This window comes from Vibrio sp. 2304 (genome assembly GCF_033339475.1).
Classification (GTDB): Bacteria; Pseudomonadota; Gammaproteobacteria; order Enterobacterales; family Vibrionaceae; genus Vibrio; species Vibrio alginolyticus.
Genome location: NZ_JAWOUQ010000002.1, coordinates 336,910 through 356,905 on the forward strand (window position 1 = coordinate 336,910; position 19,996 = coordinate 356,905).

Sequence of the window (19,996 nt, forward strand, 5' to 3'; positions counted from 1 at the left end):
CGAATGAGTAGAGCGTCAGTTAACGCTCTACTAAACAGCACAATTACAGATTGTATTTGGATAGGTCTAAGCGGGTTTCTAACGCATGTTCAACCATTTGAATGACTTGTTGACGCTCTTCACCTTGTAAGAGTTGGCGTGGCGCACGAACTTGTTCAGAGCCACGTCCGCAGACTTGCTCGGCCAATTTTATGCACTGAACCAGCGTAGGAATGGTGTCTAAACGCAGTAGGGGTAAGAACCAACGGTAGATCTCTAACGCTTCAGCATAACGACCTTGGCTTGCCAGTTTATAAATCGCAACGGACTCTTCTGGGAATGCGTTGGTTAAACCAGAAATCCAGCCGGTCGCACCTAGCATCAATGATTCAAGAGCGATGTCATCAACACCACTGAACACGGTAAAGCGGTCATCAAATTTATTGTAAAGCTCGGTGATACGACGAGTATCAGTGGTCGACTCTTTGATAGCTACAATACTTTCAAACTCAGCCAGTTTCGCCATGATATCGAGGTTTACATCGACACCATAAGCAACCGGGTTGTTGTAAATCATGATTGGCATTTCTGGCGTTGCTTCTGCTAGCGTGCGGTAATATTCGAACGTTTCGCTCTCAGACGTGCGGTAAACCATGGCAGGCATCACCATACAACCATCGATACCAATTTTGTACGCATCCTGCATGTAATCAACAGCTGCTGTGGTAATAGGCTCTGCTGTACCAGCAATCAAAGGCACACGGCCATTTACGACTTCTTTTGCCGCTTGCAAAACCTGGCGTTTCTCCTCCGGGTACAACGCGCAGTTCTCACCGACAGTACCCAAGCAGATAATGCCATTCACACCATCTTTAATCTGGTTGTCTATAACGGTTTGCGTTGCGTCTAAGTCAATTGACTGATCTTGACGAAATTGCGTACTGACCGCCGGATAAACACCTTTCCAATCAATTTTCATGAACTACTTTCCTTATATGTATATTGTATGCAATTTAAATGAACGAGCGAAAATGCTCAGACATGGCTATCTATGCCATTTTCTAACAACACCGCCTTTACAGCGGCCAAATCAGCCAAAGCACTGCCAACTGATTTGTATAAAGTAATGACCTCATCGTTTTGACGTCCTGAGATTTGTTGGGCGCAAAGCTGCGGTAATTCCCCTTTGATATCGTCTGACGTGAATACGCCCTCTTGAATTGGAATGAGAAGATCGCCCGCTTCGGCTAATACATTAATACGGCTATCAACATACACCTGTGCGCGTTGCACTGCTTTAGAGTCGCATTCACGCTTGTCCAAGTCATGATTACCGACCAAATCAATATGGGTGCCCGGCTGCACGTCTGCGCCATTAAACAAAGGCTCTGCTGATGCAGTAATACAGCTGATGATGTCAACGTGTTTGATAACGTGGTCCACATTTTCTACGACTGAAACACGGAACCGACGCTCATCAGGAAGCGACTGATACTCTGAAGATGACACAATGGCATCTACCGTCGCCTCGGCTTTGTCTGAGTTACGCCCCCAAATATAAACCTGCTTAAGTGGGCGAACCGCAGCGTATGCCCACGCAAAATAAGGCGCAAGATTGCCCGTTCCGCAGATCAACAGACGATCAGCATCGGGACGCGCCAAATAGTCCGCTGCCAACGCAGAAGCTGCGGCGGTGCGCCAAAACGTTAAAACTTTACCGTCCACGAGTGCGAGCGGCTCACCATCGTTTCGTCTGAAAACAAGCAGCTTAGATGCAAGCGTATCTTTGCCTTGCTCGGGATTATGCGGGAAATACGTAAAGGCTTTCACCGCAATCAACTCCCGGTTCCAAGCTGGAAGTAGCGCAAACGCCTCGTATTCTCCCTCTTCTAAGGGCATGACTCGGCGTTGAGGTATTGTTGCTGGCCGCGAGTACATTTCACGCATCGTTTCAATAAGAGACTTCATTGTTAAACATTGCGCGACTTGCTGTGCTTCGATGACTTTCATCATTTCTCCGAAAACATAAATACAGTTGAGGAAAAGTACGGAACCTCGCTTATGGATGAAAACTCGGCCCCACACAAAAATTAACGCCTAGTTAAGCAGCCAGGTGTTGAACTCTTCATTGAGTTCATCCGCGTAGTCTGACCACCATTCATCGTTAATCAGGAAGGCCGTTTGGAAGTTTTGAGGTGCGGTAGGAAGGTTCGCTAAAATGTCTGGGTTCACCTCCGCCGAAGACGACTTACGCGTAGGCCCATAGGCAACGTACTTAGCTTGATCAGCTAATGGTTTTGTTCCTGAAGAAAAAGCAATGAAGTCCAATGCAAGCTTTGTGTTCTCACTCCCTTTAGGTATCGCCCATCCATTCATGTAACCCATTTGACGGTCCCATATAATCCGAAATGGTTGACCTTCATCTTTACGGGCATTGTGAATTCGGCCGTTAAACGCCGAGGCGATCACCACTTCTTTGTCTGCAAGCATTTGAGGTGGCTGGGCACCTGTTGTCCACCACAGCACTTCTGATTTGATCGTATCCAACTTAGCAAAAGCACGCTCACGCCCCGCTTCGGTTTCGAGCAGGCTGTAGACCTCTTCTGGCTTTACACCATCAGCCAATAGTGCCCACTCAAGATTGCCCTGAGGTTGTTTTTGCAATGCACGTCGACCTGGAAAAGTTTTTAGGTCAAAAAGATCGGTCAACTTGCTAGGCAAAGCCTTACCTTTAAACGCGTCTTCGTTCACCGCTAATACTGTGGACACAACGATGGTATTGATTGCGCATTCGTGAATCGCACCATCAATGAAATCCTCTTGTGCTGGTGTTCCATCTGCGCCCGGAGGCAAAATACTTGGGCTCACTGGTTCTAGTAACCCTTCGGCGCAACCACGAACAATGTCCGGCTTGTCGAGAGAAACCAAATCCCAGCGCACATTGTTCGCTTCCACCTGCGCTTTAATTTCGGCTAATCCGCCGCTGAAATCCTCGGATACGATCTCGACACCTGTTTTTTTAATGAAAGGCTTGTGATATGCCTCCACTTGGCTCTTGGTGAATGCACCACCCCAAGATACGACCGTCAATTTGTCTTCAGCATAAGCAGAGGTCCCCAACAGCATTCCTGAAATCAACAGCGCCAATGGTGCTTTGGTCATTCGTGACATGTTTTACTCCTTTTGGTTGTTTTTCTGGAGGCATCCGAGTACGGCTGTTGGACACCATTTTTGTTAAAATTAAGTTAACATTAGCATTTAATATATTTTATACAATATTTAATATTAAATTTTTTCAGGCGAATCGTTGTAATGAAAAAGGTGATAGATCAATCGATGTCGGCTTTCCTTCGATAAGCTCTAAAAGGAGCTCTGCCGTAATCGCCGCTTGAGTTAATCCAAGGTGTTGGTGGCCAAATGCCAGTAATACATTTCCATCCCAAATGCTATCAATAACCGGTAACGAGTCGACTGTTGAAGGCCGATTCCCCATCCACTTTTCTCCTTGCTTGAGTGGATGTAACCTCGATTCAAACATCTCATCACCTAACTGAAAAAGCATTTCTGAACGTTTCATATTGGGTGGTGATTCTACATCGGCATACTCAACAGTGCCTGCCAAGCGTAGCCCACCAGACATCGGAGTCATGATGAATTTTCTATCGGCAGAGCTAATAGGAAATGGCAGTACATCACGCTTGTCATCCACCATTAGGTGATAACCACGCTCGGCTTGAATAGGCACTTTGACTCCGGTTAGTTGCCGTATCAAAGGCTTAGAATGTACACCAGCGGCAACAATGATTCGGTCAAATGAATGTGTTTGAGACTCAACCAGCACATCGCCATTTTTCGCCAACGCAGATACACCTTTTTGTAAAACCTTACCGCCAAGAACTTCAAAAGCTTCACTTAGCTCAGCACAGAGCTGATAAGGGTCTAGCGTATGACCGGTTTCGGGAAAAAAGACTCCGATACGAACCTTATGGCTGAGATCAGGTATCCGCTCTCGAATCGCCTCTTGTGTCCAAACTTGATGCGTCACACCGTTTTTAGCCAGTGAGTTAAGCGTACTTTGATAATTCTGAAACAGTTTCTCGTTTTCAAAAGTGAGCAATGAACCATTCATTTTTATTAGATGCGCTTTTCCGATTGAATCAAGCACGCCACGCCAACTTGCCACTGACCGCTCGTTAAGACTCTTAATCGCGTTTTTTGCCCGCTCCGCGGCTGATGGCTTGGTTTGTAATAGAAAACGAATCATCCACCCGATTGTGTTTGGAATATCTTGCCAACGGATCGAAACCGGACTTTTGGGATCTAGCAGCATTTTAGGTAATTGTGGAAGCAGCGCTGGCGTTGCAAGAGGGAAGATTTGCTCAGTCGCGATATGGCCTGCATTTCCCTTAGAGCATCCATTCCCCACGCCATTGGGATCAAAAATCGTGACTTGATAACCTTGCTGCTGCAATTTCAAGCCAATTGATAAGCCAATAATCCCCGCACCTATCACAGCGATCCTTTCCTTTTTGGTTTCATCCTTGACCAACATAAATATGCTCCGAGTCACACTTGAAAACGTATATTGTATACAATATATTTTACATTACGTTAACATCAATAGTGTTTAATTCAACCATTTTTTCAGCAAGGAGCGAAAAATGAGACAAGGAACTTTTTTCTGTATTGATGCCCACACCTGCGGCAACCCAGTTAGGCTGGTCGCAGGCGGTGTGCCTCCACTCGAAGGCAATACCATGAGCGAAAAGCGCCAATACTTTCTTGAGCATTATGATTGGATTCGTCAGGCACTCATGTTTGAGCCTCGCGGACACTCAATGATGTCGGGGTCCGTTGTCTTGCCTCCTTGCAGCGATAACGCAGACGCTTCAATTCTGTTTATTGAAACCAGTGGCTGCTTACCAATGTGTGGCCACGGCACCATTGGAACCGTCACCACCGCTATCGAAAATCGCCTTATCACTCCCCAAAAAGAAGGTCGTTTGATACTTGATGTCCCAGCAGGACAAATCGAAGTGCACTACCAAACAAAAGGTGACAAGGTCACGTCGGTGAAGATATTTAACGTACCAGCTTACCTTGCCCACCAAGACGTAACCGTGAACATAGAGGGCTTAGGTGAGCTCACTGTCGATGTTGCTTATGGCGGAAACTATTACGTAATCGTCGATCCTCAAGAAAACTACGCCGGACTTGAACACTACTCTCCAGATGAAATTTTGATGCTTTCACCAAAAGTTCGCGAAGCGGTATCTCGAGCGGTTGAGTGCGTACATCCAGAAGATCCAACAGTGTGCGGTGTTTCTCACGTGCTATGGACCGGAGAGCCCACTCAAGAAAACGCCACCGCCCGAAATGCTGTGTTTTACGGCGACAAAGCGTTGGATCGTTCGCCATGTGGTACGGGAACAAGTGCACGTATGGCGCAATGGCATGCAAGAGGCAAACTCAATCAAGGGGAAGACTTTGTTCACGAAAGTATCATCGGCAGCCTATTTCAAGGACGTATAGAAGGCATTACCGAAGTGAATGGCAAAGCCGCTATTTTGCCAAGCATTGAAGGATGGGCACAAGTATACGGTCACAACACGATATGGGTAGACGATGAAGACCCATATGCGTACGGATTTGAAGTGAAGTAATAAGGATAGTAAGGAAGAATGATGAACCCACAAGAACCAACCACTTTTTACGCAGTCAACGCCTTTACTGGTGAGCCTCTACCTATTGCGTTTCCGGTACATGGAGAGCAAGAAGTTAATCAAGCCGCCTCAGCCGCCCAAAACGTTGCGCGTGAGTTTCGCCAACTAAGTAATGCAAAGCGAGCGAGCTTACTTTGCTCTATCGCCTCTGAATTGGAAAAGAAGAGTGAAGAAATCGTTGCTCGTGCTCATTTAGAAACTGCCCTTCCCGAAGCACGTTTAAGCGGTGAAATAGGACGTACCGCCAACCAATTACGACTATTTGCCGAGGTTGTGAGCTCGGGTAATCACTATCAAGCAATCTTCGATACGCCAAACCCAGACCGCCAACCACTGCCAAAACCAGATATTCGTCGTCAGCAAATCGCAATTGGCCCTGTCGCCGTGTTTGGTGCGTCTAATTTTCCGCTCGCATTTTCTACTGCAGGTGGTGATACGGCTTCGGCACTGGCTGCTGGCTGCCCTGTGATTGTAAAAGGCCATACCGCCCACCCTGGCACCAGTCAACTTGTTGCTGAGTGTATTGAGGCTGCACTTGAGAAAGAGTGCTTACCGCAAGCCATCTTCACGCTATTGCAAGGTAACAAACGTGCACTTGGCCAAGCACTCGTTACCCATCCAAAAATTAAAGGGGTTGGGTTTACAGGCTCCGTCGGTGGTGGCCGTGCGCTGTTCAATCTAGCTCAGCAAAGACCAGAGCCAATCCCCTTCTATGGTGAACTAGGGGCGATTAACCCAACATTTATTCTCCCTTCAGCCATACGAGCAAACGCCTCATTGGCTGAAGAGTTTGTGGCTTCTATGACTTTGGGCTGTGGACAATTTTGTACAAAACCAGGCGTTGTATTTGTCTTGAATAGCCCAGAAACGCAAGCCTTTATCGAAACCGCTCAAGGGTTAATTCGACAACAATCAACGGCCACTTTGCTAACGCAAGGAATCCGAGAAACGTATGAATCCGAAGTGGATAAGCGAGCTTCCGAAACAGGTATTAACGTCACTCGTTCTGAACAAGCAGAAACGACCAATGTCTCACCAGCACTGTTCGTGACGGACAGTAAAAACTGGCGTGAAAACCCGCAATGGGAGGAAGAAATATTTGGTCCTCAATCGTTAATCGTAATCTGTGAAGATTTCGATGACATGTTGAAACTGAGTGATTCACTGACTGGATCGCTCACCGTAACCCTTCACGCTACCGCTGAAGACGAAGAACAAGCCAAGCAACTGCTTCCAAGTTTGGAAGAAATCGCCGGACGAATTGTATTCAACGGTTGGCCAACTGGCGTCGAGGTTGGTTACGCTATGGTTCATGGTGGACCATATCCGGCTTCAACCAATTCTGCCTCAACATCTGTCGGTGCGGAGGCTATTCATCGTTGGTTGCGTCCGGTCGCTTATCAAGCTTTGCCAGAATCTTTATTGCCGGATTCATTAAAAGCGTCGAACCCACTGGGTATTCAACGCGCCATAGATGGCAGTGTGTCCCAATAAGCCCACCAAATGGCTCAAAAAGGCATCAACTGATGCCTTTTATTTCACTCTACTTCTCAAAACCTTCTTTCCTAGTTGGTTTGTGCCAGAAAAATAATAAACTACTAAAGTAAAATGGATTGGATACAATATTAATTTCACGGGAGACTTCAATGTCACAGAAACCTGTTTTTAAAACGCGCACTCAGCTCGTTGAGGAAGCAATTCGAACTCAGATCTTGAAGGGCGAGTTAAAAACTGGTCAACCTTTACGTCAAGATGCGTTAGCAAAAGAGTTTAATGTTAGCCGAATTCCTGTGCGTGAAGCGTTAGTTCAATTGGAAGCACAAGGACTCGTTAGCTTTGAACCTCACAAAGGTGCGACGGTCACTGAGCTATCTCCAGAGAAAATCAATGAGCTATTTGAACTGCGCGCTGTCGTGGAATGCCACATTTTAGAGCGCGCGATTCAAAATATGACAGACGCTGACCTTGAACGCGCGCGCGAAGTTCGCGAACGTTTCGAGTCAGTAGTGAACAGTGGCGACGAAGTAGAAGAATGGAGCAACTACAACTACGAGTTCCACAAAGCCCTATATGCGCCAGCCAACATGCCTGAAACTATGGACGTCATTTACAACCTGAACACAAAGTGTGACCGATACATACGCATGCAGCTATTGTTTACTACAGGCATTAAAAAGGCAGAAGAAGAGCACTTAAGCTTGTTTGAAATGTGCCAAAATCGCGATATCGAAGGCGCCAAGTATCTACTGAAAAAGCACATTCTAGAAGCGGGCACAGCGATTCGAAACCTGCTGCTTGAAAGGCAAAATATCAGCCAGTAAACGGAATAACGAATAAGGTGATATTCAAGGATGAATGTTGAACCAAAGTTTTTACTTGCAGCGCTACGACAAAAGATTAAAGAAGAAGGGCTTTGCTACAATTCCTTGTCAGAGAAAAGTGGCATCCCTTTATCTAGTATTAAACGCCACCTACATAATCCAGCTTTAGGTTTGGATAAAGTACTTATTTATCTGAACTACCTGAATACCGATCTCATCGAACTCGCAACCTTAGCCAACGAGCTTCAGCACCAAAACGAGCAAATGCTAACAGATGAAGAGAGCGCCCTTTTCGTTGAGCATCCTTATTTACTTGATTTTATTTATATGCTGACTTCTCGTGATATTAAACCGCAAGAGATAGCCCAAACTTACGGACTTTCTGATACAAGCTTACGATTCTATTTGCGTATCGCGGAAATTCTAGGATATGTCGAAAACTTCGGAGACGGCTTGTTTTACCGTTCTGGTCGTCGATTTATTATGGAAGAAGGTACGGCATTAGACACCTTATTCAAAGAGCGATTTCAACAAGATTCGCTTTCTCATGATATCAACCCAGGCGTATGTATAGGTCGCATTAGGCTCACCGAAGAGCAGAAAGTGCAAATAGAGGACGAGCTTTGTAATAAATTAGCGAAACTTAACGCAGTTAACACTTCCAACAATGAAGGTGAACTAACAAATATATTAATGCGTTGCACTCCTGGTGCTCAGATATTTTTCGCTGATGATTTACCTAACATTGACGGAAGCCTATTAAAGCACGTCGCTCAACTCACTAAATTAAGTTAAAGCATCAGACAAATAAATCAAACAAACCCCAGATAACATCATATATCCCTACCAAACTATTGATTCAAATCGTTTCCTGAATCTAATTCTGATTTTTATTTAGCAAGCATCGCTTAGTCAACTAAGAACTTGTCTTAATTTCACACTTATTAATTGTCTTGTTAGCTCTTTTGAAATAGACAGAAAACTTAAGTAATGACTAATTTAGCTTAAGTATAAAAGACAACTTTTTTACGTTATTTACCTCACACTATTTAACTATAAATTTGCAGACGAACAAATTAAATTAATACATTCACCTAGCTAATAAAAACAAAAGCAAAACACATAATTATAATTCTATTATTTATAAGGACATAGAAAAGTGAAATTTAAGTATTCTTTAGCAACGGCAGTCACTCTCGCATTATTACAAGGCTGTGGCGGTGGCGGCGGTGATGGTTCATCACCTACTCCTTCCACTAGCAGTGCAAGCGGTCCAACATGGAAAGCCGGTGATTTTAGCCAACCGTCGAAAACGTTTATCAACCAATGTGAAACGCCCCGCGTCGGACTGGACCCATATGACAACTATGCCGCCTATCCAGATAAATTGGGCTCTGCATTACACGAAAAACTCTTTTTAAGAGCTTTTACTAACGAAACGTATCTATGGTATGACGAGGTTCCTGATAATAACCCAGCAAACTACAAAACTGTTACTGATTACTTCAATACGCTGGTCACTTCTGCTACTACCGCGACGGGTAAACCGAAAGATCGCTTCCATTTTACCGTCCCTTATGAAGATGATATGAAATCATCGCAATCCGGTTTAGTTGCTGGATTTGGTTTCAACTGGGCATTCCTACGTGGCGTACAACCTCGAGACGTTCGTATTTCCTACACTGAAGAAGCCTCGCCAGCTGATAGAAGCGGCATTGCTCGTGGTGATAAGCTTCTGAAAATCAATAATATTGATGTGGTTAACACCGGTAGTCAGTCCGACATTGATTTTATTAACAAAACGCTCTTTAACCCTGACATCAATCAAGATTACACCTTCACATTTGAGAGTGTCGACGGTCTAGTGAAAACCGTGACGCTTACCGCCTCTGATGTCATGACCTCTCCAGTTAAAAATGCCAAAGTGATTACACACAAAGGTATGCGGATCGGCTATCTGCAATACAACTCCTTTGAACCAAGCGCTCAAGCCCCGCTAATTGAGGCGTTCAGTACGCTCTCAGCAGAGAATGTTGACGAGATCGTCGTTGATTTACGTTACAACGGCGGTGGCTTAGTCCTTCAGTCCTCGCAAGTAGGCTACATGCTAAGCGGTGCTGGTCAGAACCGAGTCTTCAGTGAGTTGATTCACAATGACAAAGTGATGCGTACCATTAAAGATGGGGATAACATCTATCGCTTTACAAATCTAGCAATAGACTGGGCAGCACAGAAATATTCGGACCAAGTGCTTCCGACACTGAACAAAAAGCGCGTATATGTGCTGACTTCAGGAGGCACGGCTTCCTCAAGTGAACTGCTAATCAACGCTTTGCGCGGCATTGATGTGGAGGTTATCCAAATAGGCTCAACAACCACAGGTAAACCGTATGGGTTCTCACCAGAACAAAACTGCGGCACTATGTACTACACTATTCAGTTCAAGTCGGCGAACGAGAAAAAATTTGGCGACTTCGCTGATGGTTTTATTCCTACTCCAAAGAGCCAAATCAATACCGAGCTAGGCTTAAACAATAGAGTGGAAGGTTGCTGGGTCAATGACGACCTAACAAAACCATTAGGCGATCCGTCTGAAGGTATGCTTTCTGCGGCGCTAAACTACATGGAAACAGGAACCTGTCCGCCAGTATCCCCTTCAAGTTTCAACGCCATGCCGCGTAACATTTCATCTCCGGAGTTAAGCGATCTTCGCTCTCCGCTACGAACAGAGGCAATTCATGTTGAGATCAACTAACTTTTTACGAATGCTGATTCGGGTTGCGCTTTTCTTAGGCACTTCGATTTCTTTGATAGGATGCCAAGCTATGTCACAAGAACCCGTTGAAGCATTGAGTAAAAAGAACTCTCCGGAAACAGTCATAGAGATTCAAAACGCGATCGCAGAAATCCAAGGGACACCAGCACCTAGAATCGCAAATAACGTATTTGAATCTTCACCGCATTTGTTGATTGAAAAAGGACGAGTAAAAGGGAACAACAATCAACTGTTGGATGGCAGCTATACGGATCTTCCAGACCAATATACGTTGCAGATAAGAGGTGAAACCTGTGGCTTGTACTATGCCAAAACAGATACTTTTGTCTCTCTCAGTTCACTAGATTGTGAGCCCAACATTAAGTTTTAGATCTCCCAAAATAGAAGCCCGCTGATATCAGCGGGCTTCCTACTTTATTGTTCAGTGTGAAACGGTCAACGTTACTTTAGTTCAATCCATGCTTTGCGCTGTTGCTTATCCATGTATGACCAAGCTACAAAGCGGCTCACTTTCTGCCCTTGACTCATTTCAACCACACGAATGGCTTTCACACCCAATTTTTCAAGCTGCTTGCGCATCGGACGAACGTTGTCTTTTTTGGATATAAGGGTTGTAAACCACAAGACCTGCGCGGCAAAAGCTTGGCTTTCATTCGCCATTTTTCGGATAAACGCCGCTTCTCCACCTTCACACCACAATTCAGCGTTTTGACCGCCAAAATTCAACGCGGGCTTACTTGTCTTTACTTGTGCGGTTTGAGGTTTTAGCCCTTTCTTACGCTGGTTTGCTTTTAGATTATCGATTTTACGCTGGCTGCCCATAGCGGCATCTTCCGCCGAACGGTGGAATGGCGGATTGCATGTCGTCACATCATAACGATCATTCGGTTGAATGATACCTCGATAAATATTGGCATCATTGTGTTGCTGTATTAGTGCAATTTTTCCCGTCAAAACACGATTGTGCTCTACGATCGTTTGAGCCGATTGGATGGATTTTGGATCGACATCGCTGCCCGTATAGTGCCAACCGTATTTTGTTACACCAACAATCGGATAAATACAGTTTGCTCCCACGCCAATGTCCAACGCTTTCACTTTTTGGTGCGCGTACTGACCTTTTACTTCACTATCAAGTAGTTCTGCCACTCGGTGAATGTAATCAGCGCGGCCCGGAATCGGTGGGCAAAGGTAGGTGTCGGGAATGCCCCAGAACTCGATACCATAATACGCAGCAAGCAATGCTTTATTGAGAATTTTAACAGCGTTAGGATCAGAGAAGTTTATGGAATCTTCCCCTTTCGGATTTTTGATAACGAATGGCTTTAACTGTGGTTCACTTTCCACGAGTTTTTTAAAATCGTAACGACCTCGATGAACATTACGCTCATGCAAACCATTCTTCGCTATTTTTATGAACTCGACTTCGCTCTTTCCTGCAGGCTGAGGGGATTTGCGCGCAACTTTGTCTTTAACACGCTTCGGCTTGTCTTTATTCGCGTCTTTCTTCTGACCCGCCATTGAAGCCTTTGGCTTTGCTTGCTTCGCGTTGTGATTATTGTTCTTCATTCAAATTCGCTTTTAAATCGAGGTAAATCATAAACAAACGAGCATCAAATTCGAGTTGGTGATACTCAGGCTCCATGCAGCAACATAACTGATAGAACGCCTTGTCGTGGTTTTTCTCACGAGTATGTGCCAACTCATGTACCACCAGCATTCTTAATAGTGGCTCGGGCGCATCTTTAAATACATTGGCAATGCGAATCTCGTTTTTCGACTTAAGCTTACCACCATGGTTTCTACTGATTACACTGTGCAAACCAAGCGCATTGTTTACCGCGTGAATTTTCTTATCGTAGACAACTTTACTGATTGGCGCGGCTTTCTTCATGTAGCGATTTTTGATTGCCATGGCGTACTCATAGAGCGCCCTTTCGCTTTTGATTTGGTGCCTATCGGGATAACGCTTTTCGAACCAAGGAACAAACTTGCCAATCGCTATCAATGAGCTCACCTGCTCTACGATGTTTTGTGGGTAGCCTTGAATGTATCGAAGTGACGGATGCATAGAGTTAACGTCTGTTATGACAAAATAAAGGCGCTCAATATACCTGAGATAAAGGACAGTTTCACCTTAGCTTTCGCCTTTCATTTATGGTGAAAGGCCGTTAAACTTCGCCTCCCAATGATAATGGAGAGAAACTCAATGAAACGTGTCGTCCTTTACGTCAAAGACAAATGCCCTCACTGCAAAGATGCTCAACGTTATCTGGATTCGAAAAATATTAACTATCGTTTGTGCAATGCTAAGATGCAACGCGGTCGCAAAGAACTTGATGCGCTTGGTGCTCGTTCAGTGCCAGTTTTAAAAATTGGTGATCGGGTAATGATTGGCTGGAACCCAAAGAACTTCGAGAAGATGTACAAAGGCGACTAGTGCTCGGACGATGAATCTGCGCTGCGTTTAAACGTAGCGCTTGATAAAGTCGATAAACGTTCGATCTGCTATTGATAAATACCCCTGCTTGCGCCAAGCAAGTGCCAGATCCAGCGTCACTGGTGGTTCAAACGGTAAGCCAACAACGCCCGACTCATGTTGAGTCACCAATTCCAGTAACGCGGTAATCGCAAACTCTTGTTTTACAATACTCAAAATCAAAGGCAGTAAGTTGGTCTCGAATGATGACTTCATGGTAAACCCATGCTCCTCACTCACCTGATCCAAAAATTCGCGGTGAAAATAGCCATGCTGAAACATAACCAAATCGTGTTCAAAGAACTCATCAAAAGTAAGAGCGTGTCGCTGGGCTAACTCATGCTCAGGTGAAACAACTGCGACCATTTGGCTAGTAAACAAATGGTCAGTTTCTAGATCATCAGGCACATTATCACAACTGATCACACCAATATCGAGTTGACCATTGAGCAGCATACGACGAATCGATTGAGTTCCAGCTTCGACCAAGGTCAATTTTAACTCAGGGAATTGGCTTTTAAACGCCATCACAATTCGTGGAAAGAAATAACTGCCCATCATTGATGGCGTCCCTAGTCTTACTTCGCCTTTCGCTAAACCTTTCAACTCATCAATCGCGAGCTGCGCGTCGTGCAACTGTTGAATCACCCGCTTAGCATGTACAAATAACGTTTCGCCCTCTTTCGTTAAGCTGATTTTTTTATCATCACGGCGAAATAGGGTAACGCCCAAAGACTGCTCAAACTTTTTGATAGAAATGCTTAATGCGGGCTGGGCAATATGCAGGGCTTTCGCCGCATGGGTAATGTTTCCGTGTTCAGCGACCGCCAGAAAATGTTTAAGTTGTTTCGATTCCATTAGATCATAAATATATGGTGTCCATATTTTTAATATATTTTTTTAATTTATAACGAACTGATAGATTGATCACAGTCTCTCCATTTGCTCACATTAGGCAGGATTCATGGTCAGTTTTGGCACACCGGAATACAAACGCATTACGCTCTCGCTAGCGCTTGGTTCCTTCTTGGTTTTTTCAAATTTATACCTACTACAGCCAATGCTGCCCACTTTTGCCCAAATTTTCACGATCTCAGAAACGCAAGTGAACTGGTTATTTGCGGCCTCAACACTCGCTCTCTCTTTTAGCCTCGTTCCAATGGCTGTGTTGTCAGAATCAGTGGGACGAAAGCCAGTCATGATGGCTGGTCTGTTTTCGATTCCTACCCTTTCCGCTTTGATGCTGTTTGGTGACTCATTTCTGTTTTTGGTGGTATGTCGAGCACTGATCGGTGTCGCGCTCGCAGCTTTTGCTGCGGTCGCCGTGGCTTACATGGCAGAAGAACTCGACAAGCACGCCTTCTCGATGGCAATTGGAACGTACATTGCGGCTAACTCATTAGGCGGCATTGCAGGGCGTATTAGCGGCGGCTTATTGGCGGACAATTTCAGTGTTGATGTCGCCATTGAAGTTATGATGGTGTTCACTCTTCTTGGTGTCATTGGCGTTCACTATTTATTGCCAACACAGCGCAACTTCACCCCGTCATCAAGCAGCTTGCGCCATCAAAATCGTGCGCTTATTGGTCATTTTAAAAACCAACGCGTGTGGTTCGCGATGCTGATAGGAGGACTCAACTTTGCTTTGTTCGTCAACCTTTACTCCGTCATGGGTTTCCGTCTGGTGAGTGAACCTCACAATGTGCCCGTCGGGTTGGCCTCACTGATCTTTATTTGTTACTTGGGAGGGACTTTCTCCTCTCGTTGCGCAGGCCACTGGAGTAAACGTTATTCATCAATCCTCGGTATGTTCTTAGGCGCGATAGTGAGCATGGCGGGGATGTGGATTGCGGCGGTTGAAAGCTTGACTGCAATGCTATTTGGGTTGTTGCTGATAAGTTTTGGTGCCTTCTTTACTCATACCCTCGCCTACGGTTGGGTCGGTCAGAACGCCACTCGCGCCAAAGCCACCGCGACAGCGCTCTACTTAGTACACTACTACGTAGGCGGTAGCTTAGGAGGATTCTTACTTCTTTATTGTTGGCAGCATGGTGGTTGGTCGAGTGTTCTTATGGGGGGAAGCGCCGTCTACCTAGCGATGTTTGCTGCGATTGCGTATTTGAAACACATTGCCGAAAGAAAGCACACTGACCAAACACCTGACGCTGCGAGTTTAAAGAGTAGCTAAGGTACGCTCATTTGCGCAATACCTCTCTGGTTACTTGGATAACCAACTCTGCTATGCTTGCGCTACTTTAATAAAAACCAGAAAGTCGTATGTCAACGCGTTCAACACAAAACACAGATATCGAAGCGATCACTCAACAGGTCGATCAATGGCTCAACGATGTAGTAATCGGTCTCAACCTTTGTCCGTTTGCTGCCAAGCCGCAACGTAATAAACAAATCAAAATCTTTGTTAGTGAAGCGACTCAAGAAGAAACGCTTCTTGAAGATATTTTATTGCAACTGATTGAGCTGAGTAACACAGAGCCCGAACAACTTGAGACCACGTTGGTTGTGGTTCCCAACATGCTACAAGATTTCTGGGACTACAACTTTTGCATAGATTGGGTTGAAGGATTAATTAAGCAGCAAAACTGGGAAGGTATTTTCCAAGTAGCGACTTTCCATCCTGATTACTGTTTTGGCGGCGCAAGGCCTGAAGACGACGAAAACCTGACCAATCGTTCTCCTTACCCAATCTTCCATTTGATTCGCGAAGAGAGTATGGAAAAGGTACTAAAACACTATCCTGATCCTGAATCCATTCCCGATACGAACATCGCTCGTGTTTCCGCCCTTTCAGAGGAAGAACGTAAAAAGCTGTTCCCTTACCTATTTCGTTAAGCACCACCATTCCCAAAGGCAGATTTATCACCAGTTAGATGCAATGCCCTTGGGGTTCAAAGTGCGGTTTGGTATCATTGCCGCTTCAATCGATTCAATGGAAATTAGAATGCAACTGTCAAAGCTAACCCAAGAGATTTTTGATCACTTATACCGTGATATCACCGAGTTCCGTAGTACGTTCGACTTACCAGTCGCAGACGCTGCAAGCCTTGATACGCAAGCAGACACACTACACACCTCTTTGGCGATCGAAGAGCTAACAGAGCTAGCAGAAGCAGATTGTAAAACTGAGCAAGCAGATGCCATCGTAGACAGCGTGTATGTATTAATGGGCCGTCTCGTTCATCTTGGCCACAGCAAAGTAGAAGACAACCTGGCGATCAGCTACTTAATCGATCTTCTATTAAACGTTGCAGTAAACCGTGGTATTGAATTTATTCCTTGCTGGGATGAAGTACATTCAAGCAACATGAGCAAAGTATGCCGTAACGAGCAAGAGTACTCAGAAACAGAGGCATTCTACGCAGAACAAGGCATCAAGTTGATGGCGGTGCAGAAAGGTGAATACATCATCGCGAAATGCGCCGAAGATTTCGTATCGGAAGGTAAAACCATTCGTAAAGGCAAAGTACTCAAATCTGTTTACTACCGCCCAGCAGATCTAAAACCGCTAACTCAGTAAGCGTTGAGTTTGGCTTTCTCGATTAAAAAAACGACCTCAAGTAGGTCGTTTTTTTATTGTCCCTAAATACTAATCAAAGATTAAATAAGGTTGCTCATCTACGATGACCTTTTTGACTTGAGTATTGAACACTTCCCCGAGCGCTTCTTCCGTTAGCACAGTATCGGCACTTCCTGATGAGTGCAGCACACCGTTGTTAAGCAGCAATACTTTATCTGCGTGCTTTAATGTGCGATTGAGATCGTGATTAGCAACCAATACTCCAATTCCCTGCGCCGCCATAGCGTTAATCAATTGATAGAGCAGACCCTCTTGCGCAATATCTAACGGTGCTGCTGGCTCATCCAAAATTAAAAACTGCGAAAAAGGATTAATGGTACGCCACACCTGCAAACATACACCTGCTAATCGGACACGCTGCCACTCACCACCGGATAATGTTTGAATACTGCGATGAAGCTTATCTTGCAGTTGTACCAGCTCCACCACCATATTGACGGCATCACGCACTTTGATATCCGCAATCTCAGCGCCACTCGGCAGAGATAGGGCTAGATACTGAAACACATCAACATTAAACGCTGGGCGCGATTGCTGACACAAATAACCTCGAACATGAGCTTGCTCTGACAACGGTAAAGTAAGCAAGTTTTTGTTGCCCACGTACACTTCACCACTCATACCGTCTCGGTGACTTAACGTACCAGAAATCGCAGCCAATAAAGTACTCTTACCGGAACCATTAGGCCCAACGATATGTACGATTTCGCCAGCTTTGCATTCAAAAGAAAGAGGCAATAATCGACTACCAACCGACATATGTTTAACGTGCATCATGACTCTTCACCAGCATCCAGATGAAAATAGGTGCGCCAATCGATGTTGTCATGACACCTAAAGGTAACTCTGCGGAGTCCAATAACAGTCTTGCGCCGATGTCAGCAAATACAAGCAACGCAGCACCAGATATTGCAGAAAGTGGCAATAAATAACGGTTTTCCGTACCAAAAGCCAAACGCAACAAGTGCGGCACCACCAAACCAACAAAACTGATGATGCCACCCAAAGCGACTGAGCTACCCACCAAAACAGAAATGGCGAGGATCAATTTCCAACGCATTTGATGCACATCGACACCCAATTGGGTCGCATGAATCTCACCCAGCATCAATTTATCAAGCGACTTGCCTTTACAACATAACCAGATAAGCACCGGTAACATCACCAAAGTAACGGTATGTTGATACCAACTTGCACCGCCAATACTGCCCATTAACCAATACATCAGTTGGCGTAAACTGAGATCATCACTAAAGTAAAATGCCCACGTCACAATCGCGCTCGATAAAATACCCAATGCGACCCCAACCAAAAGCAATCGAGCCGTCGTCAGGTGCATTGCCCTTGCTATCGCCACCAAAACAAACGTGAATACCATCGAGCCAGCAATCGCTGCCAACATAAAAACAATCGGGGTAGGAAGAACAGGTGACGCGAACATGATTAAGACCATTGCTAAGCTTGCGCCACCAGAGATACCAAGCACGCCAGGTTCAGCCAACACGTTCCCAAGCAACACTTGTAACGTCGCGCCAGATACCGCTAACGCAGCACCAATAATTGCCGCAGACACTAACCTCGGTAAACGCAAGTCCACCAATAACTTCTGTTCAAATGCAGATAAGAATTGAAAAGGAGAAAGGAAAATTTCTCCGACCATCAAGTGAATGGCAGAGAGTACAGCGAGCACGATCGACATAACCATCAGGTTACGTTGCCAGCGTCGTTCCTTGTTCAAGATAAGTTGTTGAAAATCCATAGCGGCCGATAAAAACAAACGAGGCTTAACCTTACAGTTAAGCCTCGGTAAATTGCAATTAACTTCTCAAAGCAATGTTGGATTAATCGTAAACCAACTCACCCTCTTCAAAACGGGTTTTCACTTCACAAACCATCAGAGCTGCACGTTGACCTATTGCGACGTGGCGGTTCGGGAAGACAATCGCTTCGTTTTCATTCTTCGCCATTAGTGGTTTGTCGCCATCATGACCAAACACTTCGCCGTGAACAAATGAGGTGAAGTTTTCAACATTATCGTCGAACATAAAGTCAAAGTCTTCGTTCAAACGAACGATTGTGCGACTTACGCGATACTTAATGCATGGTTTTGGTAGGTGTTCTGGCTTCGTTTCCGCAATCAAATTACGTAAAGACAAATCAAACGCGGTCAGTTTATCGAGGTCATTTTCACCAATACGAGCCACGCGTCCAAGCTCCATCGTGAGAGCCTGCGCACCAAAGTTCTCGGCACTGTACCAGCTAAACGTGCTCGATGGTGAGTTTGACAGGAGCACAGCTTCAATGTGTGCACTGTCCAAGAAATCGATCAATGCCTTGCTGCGCACAGGATGACGAGTCTTAGGACTTACTGCAAACGTATAGTGCTTCGAGCCTCTAATCGCGCAGTGTAAATCAAGGTGCCAGCGTGTTGTCGGGTCGGTATCCTGATAAAAATCTCGAACAAGCAGCTTAAGTGTATCGGCGATAACAAGCTCTTTTGTCTGTTTGTGTTCTTTTTCGTCAAACAGACGGTTGAGGTTTTCTTCGAGGAATCGCGTGTGCGCCAGAGTGGACTCTGGGTGAGCGATAATGAACAGACAACGGGTATCGACCGTCTGGAACCCAGATTCTATGTCTTGAATAATGGAATCCACCAGCTCCATCGGTGCGGTTTCATCTCCGTGAACCCCACAAGAGATGATGATGTTCTTCGTATCCTGAGTATAATTCGCAGGGATTACTTCTAATACACCACGCTGATAGAGTTTAAGTTTTACACCGCTAGAAAGCACCTGCTCCGCTGGTGCAACATCAATATGAACATCTAACGTGTCAGTTAAAAACGATTGGCGAAAGAGAGACTTCGTCATGCGTTACTCCTTAATAGCACGGCGGATATGTTAATAAATTGTACAAAGGATTTTTGTTGCTGCGATCTCACTTATGAGTAGAAATCACTATTTCCCTCGAAAATCCGATGCCTTTTCGCGCCAGGCACTCAAATCAAGCATTGAGGCGTTTAATTTTCAAACAATTACAAAGTGTTAGGGCTGTGAACTTTACCACAGCCCTGATTAAGATCATTATGATTTGATCAAATTTTTGTAGCTATAAAGCAGATTA

Annotated in this window: 20 protein-coding genes; 10 read left to right on the forward strand and 10 right to left on the reverse strand. The window is 45.1% G+C overall.

Features of this window, described 5'->3' with window-relative positions; genetic code table 11:
* Positions 1-43: 43 nt before the first annotated feature.
* The 4 genes from R7P64_RS06345 to R7P64_RS06360 all read right to left on the reverse strand — a co-directional run bounded on the left by R7P64_RS06345 (position 44) and on the right by R7P64_RS06360 (position 4,531).
* Positions 44-958, reverse strand: coding sequence for a dihydrodipicolinate synthase family protein (locus tag R7P64_RS06345; protein WP_213973379.1), 915 nt, complete (start codon positions 956-958; stop codon positions 44-46).
* Positions 959-1,014: 56 nt separating this feature from the next.
* Entirely contained in the window at positions 1,015-1,989 is a 975-nt protein-coding gene (locus R7P64_RS06350) for an ornithine cyclodeaminase family protein (protein ID WP_213973378.1), read from the reverse strand.
* 87 nt (positions 1,990-2,076) lie between these two features.
* On the reverse strand, positions 2,077-3,150 hold the full coding sequence (locus tag R7P64_RS06355; RefSeq protein WP_017633955.1) for a polyamine ABC transporter substrate-binding protein: 1,074 nt from the start codon (positions 3,148-3,150) through the stop codon (positions 2,077-2,079).
* Between the two features lie 124 nt (positions 3,151-3,274).
* Positions 3,275-4,531 carry an FAD-dependent oxidoreductase gene (locus R7P64_RS06360; RefSeq protein WP_318123266.1) on the reverse strand — a complete coding sequence of 419 codons (1,257 nt, stop codon included), beginning with the start codon at positions 4,529-4,531 and terminating at the stop codon, positions 3,275-3,277.
* Positions 4,532-4,640: 109 nt separating this feature from the next.
* On the opposite strand from R7P64_RS06360, the gene R7P64_RS06365 reads away from it, so the two are divergent.
* The 6 genes from R7P64_RS06365 to R7P64_RS06390 all read left to right on the forward strand — a co-directional run bounded on the left by R7P64_RS06365 (position 4,641) and on the right by R7P64_RS06390 (position 11,169).
* Complete coding sequence (locus R7P64_RS06365; protein ID WP_318123267.1) at positions 4,641-5,642, forward strand: 4-hydroxyproline epimerase; 1,002 nt, start codon at positions 4,641-4,643, stop codon at positions 5,640-5,642.
* A 21-nt stretch (positions 5,643-5,663) separates the two neighbouring features.
* On the forward strand, positions 5,664-7,196 hold the full coding sequence (locus R7P64_RS06370) for an aldehyde dehydrogenase (NADP(+)) (RefSeq protein ID WP_318123312.1): 1,533 nt from the start codon (positions 5,664-5,666) through the stop codon (positions 7,194-7,196).
* A gap of 152 nt (positions 7,197-7,348) precedes the next feature.
* Positions 7,349-8,023 (forward strand): GntR family transcriptional regulator, encoded by a 675-nt coding sequence (locus R7P64_RS06375; RefSeq protein ID WP_005377862.1) that lies wholly within the window; start codon positions 7,349-7,351, stop codon positions 8,021-8,023.
* A 30-nt stretch (positions 8,024-8,053) separates the two neighbouring features.
* Positions 8,054-8,818, forward strand: a complete 765-nt coding sequence (locus R7P64_RS06380) for a transcriptional regulator (RefSeq protein ID WP_318123268.1) — start codon at positions 8,054-8,056, stop codon at positions 8,816-8,818.
* Between the two features lie 364 nt (positions 8,819-9,182).
* On the forward strand, positions 9,183-10,778 hold the full coding sequence (locus tag R7P64_RS06385; RefSeq protein ID WP_262641152.1) for a S41 family peptidase: 1,596 nt from the start codon (positions 9,183-9,185) through the stop codon (positions 10,776-10,778).
* A 70-nt stretch (positions 10,779-10,848) separates the two neighbouring features.
* Entirely contained in the window at positions 10,849-11,169 is a 321-nt protein-coding gene (locus tag R7P64_RS06390; protein WP_213871599.1) for a hypothetical protein, read from the forward strand.
* A 71-nt stretch (positions 11,170-11,240) separates the two neighbouring features.
* Here R7P64_RS06390 and rlmF read toward each other — a convergent pair whose 3' ends face one another.
* Positions 11,241-12,368, reverse strand: coding sequence for a 23S rRNA (adenine(1618)-N(6))-methyltransferase RlmF (rlmF, locus tag R7P64_RS06395; protein ID WP_318123270.1), 1,128 nt, complete (start codon positions 12,366-12,368; stop codon positions 11,241-11,243).
* Complete coding sequence (locus R7P64_RS06400) at positions 12,355-12,870, reverse strand: M48 family metallopeptidase (protein WP_262641146.1); 516 nt, start codon at positions 12,868-12,870, stop codon at positions 12,355-12,357. The genes rlmF and R7P64_RS06400 overlap by 14 nt, the downstream gene beginning before the upstream one ends.
* A 138-nt stretch (positions 12,871-13,008) precedes the next feature.
* On the opposite strand from R7P64_RS06400, the gene R7P64_RS06405 reads away from it, so the two are divergent.
* Positions 13,009-13,239, forward strand: coding sequence for a glutaredoxin family protein (locus tag R7P64_RS06405; protein WP_005377871.1), 231 nt, complete (start codon positions 13,009-13,011; stop codon positions 13,237-13,239).
* Positions 13,240-13,266: 27 nt separating this feature from the next.
* Here the strand turns inward: R7P64_RS06405 and R7P64_RS06410 are convergent, their stop codons facing one another.
* Positions 13,267-14,136, reverse strand: a complete 870-nt coding sequence (locus R7P64_RS06410; protein WP_005389786.1) for a LysR family transcriptional regulator — start codon at positions 14,134-14,136, stop codon at positions 13,267-13,269.
* A gap of 106 nt (positions 14,137-14,242) precedes the next feature.
* Between R7P64_RS06410 and R7P64_RS06415 the strand changes: the two genes are divergently transcribed.
* The 3 genes from R7P64_RS06415 (at position 14,243) to R7P64_RS06425 (ending at position 16,813) form a co-directional block, all read left to right on the forward strand.
* Entirely contained in the window at positions 14,243-15,466 is a 1,224-nt protein-coding gene (locus tag R7P64_RS06415; protein WP_047100700.1) for an MFS transporter, read from the forward strand.
* 89 nt (positions 15,467-15,555) lie between these two features.
* Positions 15,556-16,128, forward strand: a complete 573-nt coding sequence (locus tag R7P64_RS06420; protein WP_017633946.1) for a DUF1415 domain-containing protein — start codon at positions 15,556-15,558, stop codon at positions 16,126-16,128.
* Between the two features lie 109 nt (positions 16,129-16,237).
* A complete protein-coding gene (locus R7P64_RS06425; protein WP_005377875.1) occupies positions 16,238-16,813 on the forward strand; it encodes a nucleoside triphosphate pyrophosphohydrolase family protein in 576 nt (191 codons plus the stop codon).
* 69 nt (positions 16,814-16,882) lie between these two features.
* On the opposite strand, the gene btuD is transcribed toward R7P64_RS06425, so the two are convergent.
* From btuD to R7P64_RS06440, 3 genes are all read right to left on the reverse strand, one after another.
* Complete coding sequence (gene btuD / locus R7P64_RS06430; protein ID WP_017820884.1) at positions 16,883-17,650, reverse strand: vitamin B12 ABC transporter ATP-binding protein BtuD; 768 nt, start codon at positions 17,648-17,650, stop codon at positions 16,883-16,885.
* A complete protein-coding gene (gene btuC, locus R7P64_RS06435; protein ID WP_318118540.1) occupies positions 17,637-18,632 on the reverse strand; it encodes a vitamin B12 ABC transporter permease BtuC in 996 nt (331 codons plus the stop codon). Before btuC ends, btuD begins: the two co-directional genes overlap by 14 nt.
* An 82-nt stretch (positions 18,633-18,714) precedes the next feature.
* A complete protein-coding gene (locus R7P64_RS06440) occupies positions 18,715-19,743 on the reverse strand; it encodes a succinylglutamate desuccinylase (protein ID WP_017820882.1) in 1,029 nt (342 codons plus the stop codon).
* Positions 19,744-19,996: the final 253 nt, after the last annotated feature.

Coding starts and splice junctions, on each gene's coding strand:
- R7P64_RS06345 (WP_213973379.1), bottom strand. CDS start 958: ATGAAAATTGATTGGAAAGGTGTTTATCCGGCGGTCAGTACGCAATTT.
- R7P64_RS06350 (WP_213973378.1), bottom strand. CDS start 1,989: ATGAAAGTCATCGAAGCACAGCAAGTCGCGCAATGTTTAACAATGAAG.
- R7P64_RS06355 (WP_017633955.1), bottom strand. CDS start 3,150: ATGTCACGAATGACCAAAGCACCATTGGCGCTGTTGATTTCAGGAATG.
- R7P64_RS06360 (WP_318123266.1), bottom strand. CDS start 4,531: ATGTTGGTCAAGGATGAAACCAAAAAGGAAAGGATCGCTGTGATAGGT.
- R7P64_RS06365 (WP_318123267.1), top strand. CDS start 4,641: ATGAGACAAGGAACTTTTTTCTGTATTGATGCCCACACCTGCGGCAAC.
- R7P64_RS06370 (WP_318123312.1), top strand. CDS start 5,664: ATGAACCCACAAGAACCAACCACTTTTTACGCAGTCAACGCCTTTACT.
- R7P64_RS06375 (WP_005377862.1), top strand. CDS start 7,349: ATGTCACAGAAACCTGTTTTTAAAACGCGCACTCAGCTCGTTGAGGAA.
- R7P64_RS06380 (WP_318123268.1), top strand. CDS start 8,054: ATGAATGTTGAACCAAAGTTTTTACTTGCAGCGCTACGACAAAAGATT.
- R7P64_RS06390 (WP_213871599.1), top strand. CDS start 10,849: ATGTCACAAGAACCCGTTGAAGCATTGAGTAAAAAGAACTCTCCGGAA.
- rlmF (WP_318123270.1), bottom strand. CDS start 12,368: ATGAAGAACAATAATCACAACGCGAAGCAAGCAAAGCCAAAGGCTTCA.
- R7P64_RS06400 (WP_262641146.1), bottom strand. CDS start 12,870: ATGCATCCGTCACTTCGATACATTCAAGGCTACCCACAAAACATCGTA.
- R7P64_RS06405 (WP_005377871.1), top strand. CDS start 13,009: ATGAAACGTGTCGTCCTTTACGTCAAAGACAAATGCCCTCACTGCAAA.
- R7P64_RS06410 (WP_005389786.1), bottom strand. CDS start 14,136: ATGGAATCGAAACAACTTAAACATTTTCTGGCGGTCGCTGAACACGGA.
- R7P64_RS06415 (WP_047100700.1), top strand. CDS start 14,243: ATGGTCAGTTTTGGCACACCGGAATACAAACGCATTACGCTCTCGCTA.
- R7P64_RS06420 (WP_017633946.1), top strand. CDS start 15,556: ATGTCAACGCGTTCAACACAAAACACAGATATCGAAGCGATCACTCAA.
- R7P64_RS06425 (WP_005377875.1), top strand. CDS start 16,238: ATGCAACTGTCAAAGCTAACCCAAGAGATTTTTGATCACTTATACCGT.
- btuD (WP_017820884.1), bottom strand. CDS start 17,650: ATGATGCACGTTAAACATATGTCGGTTGGTAGTCGATTATTGCCTCTT.
- btuC (WP_318118540.1), bottom strand. CDS start 18,632: ATGGATTTTCAACAACTTATCTTGAACAAGGAACGACGCTGGCAACGT.
- R7P64_RS06440 (WP_017820882.1), bottom strand. CDS start 19,743: ATGACGAAGTCTCTCTTTCGCCAATCGTTTTTAACTGACACGTTAGAT.